Here is a 5702-nt window from a genome sequence, read left to right as displayed (position 1 = left end):
CTCGTCATGGAGATGCTTTGCGATTCGGGGCTCGTCGGGTCGGTCGACGTGGTGGAGCTCAACCCCTTCCTCGACGAGCGCGGCCGCACCGCCGTCGCGGCGACCGAGCTGGTGGCGAGCCTCTTCGGCCGCACCGTGCTCGACCGCCAGCCGGGCGCGGTGGCGGCCGGGTGATCGGCTCGCATGCAGATCCTGGCGCGAGCGTCACCGTTGCCCCCGGCCGTGCTCATCGCGAGCGGTGCCGTGCAAGAGGGGCCGGAGCGATCATGAGATGACTGGAGAGACAAGAATGCTCGATTCCGCCGGACTGATCGACCTCGAGACGCGCCTCGGGGCGGCGAACTACCAGCCGCTCGACGTGGTGCTGACCGAGGGCAAGGGGGTCTGGGTGACCGACCTCGAGGGCAACCGGTACCTCGACTGCCTGGCGGCCTATTCGGCGGTGAACCAGGGGCATTGCCACCCGAAGATCCTCGCGGCGATGGTCGAGCAGGCCGGGCGGCTGACGCTGACCAGCCGGGCGTTCCGCAACGATCAGCTCGGGCTTTTCTATGAAGAGGTCGCGGCGCTGACCCGCTCGCACAAGGTCCTGCCGATGAACTCGGGCGCCGAGGCGGTGGAGACGGCGATCAAGGCGGTCAGGAAGTGGGGCTACGAGGTGAAGGGCGTGGCCGAGAACCGCGCCGAGATCATCGTCTGCGCGGGGAATTTCCACGGGCGGACGCTCGGGGTGGTGTCCTTCTCGACCGACCCGGACGCGCGGGGGAACTTCGGGCCGTTCGTGCCGGGGTTCGTGACCGTGCCGTTCGGGGATGCCGACGCGCTCGCGGCGGCGATCACCGAGAATACCGTCGCCTTCCTGGTCGAGCCGATCCAGGGTGAGGCCGGGGTCATCATCCCGCCGGCGGGGTATTTCGCGCGGGTGCGGGAGATCTGCTCGGCGCGGGGGGTCACGCTGATCCTCGACGAGATCCAGACCGGGCTGGGGCGGACCGGCAGGCTGCTCGCCGAGGAGCACGAGGGGATCGAGGCGGACGTGACGCTGATCGGCAAGGCGCTGGGCGGCGGCTTCTATCCGGTGTCGGCGGTCCTGTCGAACTCGGACGTGCTCGGGGTGCTGAAGCCGGGGCAGCACGGCTCGACCTTCGGGGGGAACCCGCTCGCCTGCGCGGTGGCGCGGGCGTCGCTGAAGGTGCTGGTCGAGGAGGGGATGATCGAGCGGTCGGCGGAGCTCGGCGCCTATTTCAAGGCCGGGCTGGAGGCGGTGCGCTCGAACCGGGTGCGCGAGGTGCGCGGGCGGGGGCTGATGCTGGCGGTCGAGCTGCAGGCCGACGCCGGGCCGGCGCGGCCGGTGGTGGAGGCGCTGCGCGCGCGGGGGATCCTCGCCAAGGACACGCACGGGCAGACGATCCGCTTCTCGCCGCCGCTGGTCATCGAGCGGGAGGAGGTCGACTGGGCGCTGGAGCGAATCGCCGCCGTCCTCCGCTGACCGGCGGTGCCGCGGGCTCCGGTGGCGGGTTTTTCCCTTGTCGTGCAAAGGCTTTCGCCGGTCGCGGGGTGGGCAAAAGTTTTTTCTTGATTAATACGACCAACTCTGTCGTGATTATCCGTGCAAGTTCCACGGAGGTCACGACATGGAGCGCATCGATCGGAATGGCGGCCGCGCCGCCGAGGTCGGGCCGAGGCCCGAGACGATGGTCGCCTTCGACATCCACGGCGCGGCGCACTGCGTGGTTCGGGAGCGGCCGGAGTGCCGGGCGGAGCGCGGGATGGGGCGCGGGGCGGGGCGCGGGACGGGGCGCGGGGCGGAGCGGCCGAGGGCGGAGCCCGGGCCGGGTCTCACCCCGGAGGTGATCCGGCGCTGGCTCGCCGGGCTCGCGCTGGCGCTGCTCGGGCTCGGTCTCCTCGCGGAGCCGGGGGCGGCCACGGAACCGGCGGCGGCGCCGGCCGTTGTCCTCTCGTCCAGGTGAAGGATCATCACGATGCTTCCGGTGAATGGAATGGTTGACGTTCCCCCTGCCCGCGACGAGGGGCGCGGGCAGGGGATCGGGCCGGCGCTTTTCGGCGGATGGGCGGGCGGGGTCGCCCTCGGCCTCCTGACCCTCGCGGGCGGGCTCGGCTGGGGGGCCGCGTTCGCCGCCTACTGCCTGGGGGGCACGCTGGTGCTAATGGCGCTGGCGCTGCTGCCGCTGGCCGAGGTCCGCCTGTCGCCGGTCGGGATGCGGCCGCTGCCGCGTCCGGCCTATGCCCGGGTCCGGCGGTAGCGAAGCGAGGCGCCGCCCCCGCGGGCGGCGCCGGTACTGGCTACGCGCTACTCGTTACCCTCGGTCCTGGCGCCCGGCTCTCGCCGGGGCTGCACCAGAGGATGGCGCGATTCGGCCGCGCGGTCTGTGATCCGGATCACGGGGGAGGGGGTCAGTGGCGGACAGGCTCCGGGGCGTGGCTGCCCCAGGGGCCGTGGAAGGCGCCGGGCCGGTCGATGCGCTCGAAGCCGTGCGCGCCGAAGAAGTCGCGCTGGGCCTGGAGCAGGTTGGCGGTCGAGCGGCGGGTGCGCATCATGTCGAAATAGGCCAGCGCCGCGCCGAGGGCGGGCGTGGCGATGCCGGCGAGCGCCGCCTGGGCGACGACGGCGCGCAGGCTGCCGTGGGTGCGGGTCAGCATCTCGGCGAAGCGGGGCGCGAACATGAGGTTCTCGCCCGCGTTGCCCTCGAGCGCCCGGGCCATGTCGTCGAGCAGGGCGGAGCGGATGATGCAGCCGGCGCGCCAGACGCGGGCGATGCCGGCCATGGGCAGCGACCAGCCGAACTCCTCCGAGGCGGCGGCGAGGATGCCGAAGCCCTGGGCGTAGCAGGCGATCTTGCCGGCGAGGAGCGCGTCCTCCAGCCGGTCGAGCAGTGCCGGCTCGGTCGGCACCGAGCGCGAGGCGAAGGCGAAGCGGGTGGCGCCGAGCGCGCGCTCCTCGAGGCGGGCGGAGATGTTGCGGGCGGCGACGGCGGCCTCGATGGCGGTGGCGGGGGCGCCGAGGTGCTGCGCCTCGATCGCGGTCCAGCGGCCGGTGCCCTTCTGGCCGGCGCGGTCGAGGATGATGTCGATGACGGGGAGGCCGGTGCCGGGGTCGACGGCGCGGGCCACCTCGCCGGTGATCTCGATCAGGTAGGAGCGCAGGGGGCCGCGGTTCCAGGCCTCGAAGGCGAGCGCCACCTCCTCGGCCTCGAAGGCGAGGCCGTCGCGCATGATGCCGTAGATCTCGGCGATCATCTGCATGTCGGCGTATTCGATGCCGTTGTGGACGGTCTTGACGAAGTGGCCGGCGCCGTCGGGGCCCATCCAGGCGGCGCAGGGGGTGCCCTCGAAGCGGGCGGCGATGGCCTCGAGGATGGGGGCGACGCGGTCCCAGGCCGGCTTCGGGCCGCCGCCCATGATCGAGGGGCCGTGGCGGGCGCCCTCCTCGCCGCCGGAGACGCCGATCCCGAGGTAGGGCGAGCCCGCCGCCGCGGCCTCGGCGGCGCGGCGGCGGGTGTCGTGGAAGTTGGCGTTGCCGCAGTCGATGATGAGGTCGTCCGCGTCGAGCAGCGGGCGGAGGGCGGCGATCATCTGGTCGACCGGCGCGCCGGCCGGGACCATGAGGATGATCGCCCGCGGCGTCTCGAGCGCGGCCACCAGCGCCGCGAGGTCCTCGCAAGGGGTGATCCGGGCGGCGAGCGGTCCGGCCTCGGCGGTGAAGCCGCGGGTGACGGAGGTCGTCCGGTTGAAGACGGCGACATCGAACCCCTTCTCGGCGATGTTGAGCGCGAGAGCGGCGCCCATGGTGCCGAGGCCGACCAGTCCGATATCCGCTGCCATCGCGTTCCCCTTTTTCGGCCCCGGACTATGGCGAGGCCTCCGATGAAGGGCAAGGCGCGAAGGAGCTTCAAGGAAATCCGTGAAATCCACCTGCGCGACAAGTGCTAGGTTGGCGTCCTGGTCTTCCCGTTCAGGTCCGCGCGCCACTGACGGGGGCATATTCGTCAGGGGGAAACGTAATGGCTTTCGAATCAACATCAACCCGGGTTGCCGAACCCCGGGTCGCGCGGCCGGAGGACGAGCGACTCGGGGTCGTCGCCAACCTCGCCTACGGCCTGCAGCACATCCTGACGATGTACGGCGGCATCGTCGCCGTGCCGCTCATCATCGGGCAGGCCGCCGGCCTGGAACCGGGCGAGATCGGGCTGCTGATCACCGCGTCGCTCTTCGCCGGCGGGGTGGCGACCATCCTGCAGACGATGGGCCTGCCCTTCTTCGGCTGCCAGTTGCCGCTGGTGCAGGGGGTCTCCTTCTCCGGCGTCGCGACGATGATCACCATCTCGGGCGACGGCGGCATTCCGGCCATTCTCGGCGCGGTCATGGTGGCCTCCCTGCTCGGCCTGCTGATCGCCCCGTTCTTCTCCCGCGTCATCCGCTTCTTTCCGCCGCTGGTGGCGGGCATCGTCATCACCACGATCGGCCTGACGCTGATGCCGGTCGCCGGCTTCTGGGCCATGGGCGGCAATCCCGGCGCGCCCGACCACGGCAGCATGGCGAACATCCTGCTCGCGGGCGTGACGCTCGTCATCGTGCTGCTGCTCAGCCGGTTCGGAAGCGCCGCGGTGTCGCGGCTGTCGATCCTGCTCGCGCTCCTGATCGGCACGGCGATCGCCTTCTCGGTCGGAATGACCGATTTCTCCCGTGTCGGCGACGGCCCGGTCTTCGCGCTGCCGCAGATCTTCCACTTCGGCTATCCGACCTTCGGGATCGCGGCGATCATCTCGATGTTCATCGTGATCCTGGTGACGCTGGTCGAGACCTCGGCGGACATCCTCGCCGTGGGCGAGATCGTCGACACCAAGGTGGACTCGCAGCGGCTGGCCAACGGGCTCCGGGCCGACATGCTGTCGAGCACGCTCGCGCCGATCGTCGGCTCGTTCACGCAGAGCGCCTTCGCCCAGAACGTCGGCCTCGTCGCGGTCACCGGAGTCAAGAGCCGCTATGTCGTGGCGACCGGCGGCCTGATCCTCGTCGCGCTCGGGCTGCTGCCGGTGATGGGGCGGATCGTGGCGGCGATCCCGAGCCCGGTTCTCGGCGGCGCCGGCATCGTGCTCTTCGGGACGGTCGCCGCCAGCGGCATCCGCATCCTCTCGAAGGTCGAGTACGAGAACAACATGAACCTGATCATCGTGGCGACCTCGATCGGGTTCGGCACGATTCCGATCGTGCTGCCGGAGTTCTACCATCACTTTCCGGCATGGGTGCAGACCATCTTCCATTCCGGCATCAGCTCTTCGGCGCTGATGGCGATCACGCTCAACCTCGTGTTCAACCATCTGGTCGGCGGCAGCATGGAACATCCTCCCGCGGCCGATCGGGTGGTGCGGCTCGCGGACATCGCGAAGCTGCAGCACGGGGACCATTTCCTCGACGGCAAGCTCTACGACGTGGACGGCGTCGAGGTTCCGCTGGCCTCGGCCGGGGGCCATTGAGCCCGACCCGTCCCCCGGAAACCCGCACGGCCCGAGAGAAGGCCGGGCGGCGGGGGGACGGGGTCGGGGCATGACGCCGATCCCAGGTTCAGCAAGCAGTCATGCCATCGTCCGGGGTGCGGCCGTCGGCCCCGGATCGTCTTTCCCAGCCCGGAGGATTCCCATGTCGCGCCTTCTCGTCCGGAACGCCCGCATCGTCACCATGGA

6 protein-coding genes are annotated in these 5702 nt (G+C 71.0%); 5 read left to right on the top strand and 1 reads right to left on the bottom strand.

From position 1 onward, the window contains the following. The 4 genes from Q0112_RS15860 to Q0112_RS15845 all read left to right on the top strand — a co-directional run. Nucleotides 1-174, top strand: a 174-nt coding sequence (locus Q0112_RS15860) for an arginase family protein (protein ID WP_297976947.1), incomplete at its 5' end; no start/stop codon positions are given. Nucleotides 175-289: 115 nt separating this feature from the next. Beyond that, nucleotides 290-1489, top strand: coding sequence for an ornithine--oxo-acid transaminase (gene rocD, locus Q0112_RS15855; RefSeq protein WP_297976946.1), 1200 nt, complete (start codon nucleotides 290-292; stop codon nucleotides 1487-1489). 145 nt (nucleotides 1490-1634) lie between these two features. Beyond that, complete coding sequence (locus Q0112_RS15850) at nucleotides 1635-1970, top strand: hypothetical protein (protein WP_297976945.1); 336 nt, start codon at nucleotides 1635-1637, stop codon at nucleotides 1968-1970. Between the two features lie 30 nt (nucleotides 1971-2000). Next, nucleotides 2001-2264, top strand: coding sequence for a hypothetical protein (locus Q0112_RS15845; protein ID WP_297976944.1), 264 nt, complete (start codon nucleotides 2001-2003; stop codon nucleotides 2262-2264). A 151-nt stretch (nucleotides 2265-2415) separates the two neighbouring features. Here Q0112_RS15845 and gndA read toward each other — a convergent pair whose 3' ends face one another. Next, complete coding sequence (gndA, locus tag Q0112_RS15840; protein ID WP_297976943.1) at nucleotides 2416-3843, bottom strand: NADP-dependent phosphogluconate dehydrogenase; 1428 nt, start codon at nucleotides 3841-3843, stop codon at nucleotides 2416-2418. A gap of 179 nt (nucleotides 3844-4022) precedes the next feature. Between gndA and Q0112_RS15835 the strand changes: the two genes are divergently transcribed. After that, on the top strand, nucleotides 4023-5495 hold the full coding sequence (locus Q0112_RS15835; RefSeq protein ID WP_297976942.1) for a nucleobase:cation symporter-2 family protein: 1473 nt from the start codon (nucleotides 4023-4025) through the stop codon (nucleotides 5493-5495). The last annotated feature ends 207 nt before the right edge of the window (nucleotides 5496-5702 follow it).

This window comes from uncultured Amaricoccus sp. (assembly GCF_937858865.1).
Classification (GTDB): Bacteria; Pseudomonadota; Alphaproteobacteria; order Rhodobacterales; family Rhodobacteraceae; genus Amaricoccus.
This window is presented reverse-complemented; position numbering and strand designations above follow the sequence as displayed.

Coding starts and splice junctions, on each gene's coding strand:
- gndA (WP_297976943.1), bottom strand. CDS start 3,843: ATGGCAGCGGATATCGGACTGGTCGGCCTCGGCACCATGGGCGCCGCT.
- Q0112_RS15835 (WP_297976942.1), top strand. CDS start 4,023: ATGGCTTTCGAATCAACATCAACCCGGGTTGCCGAACCCCGGGTCGCG.
- Q0112_RS15845 (WP_297976944.1), top strand. CDS start 2,001: ATGGTTGACGTTCCCCCTGCCCGCGACGAGGGGCGCGGGCAGGGGATC.
- rocD (WP_297976946.1), top strand. CDS start 290: ATGCTCGATTCCGCCGGACTGATCGACCTCGAGACGCGCCTCGGGGCG.
- Q0112_RS15850 (WP_297976945.1), top strand. CDS start 1,635: ATGGAGCGCATCGATCGGAATGGCGGCCGCGCCGCCGAGGTCGGGCCG.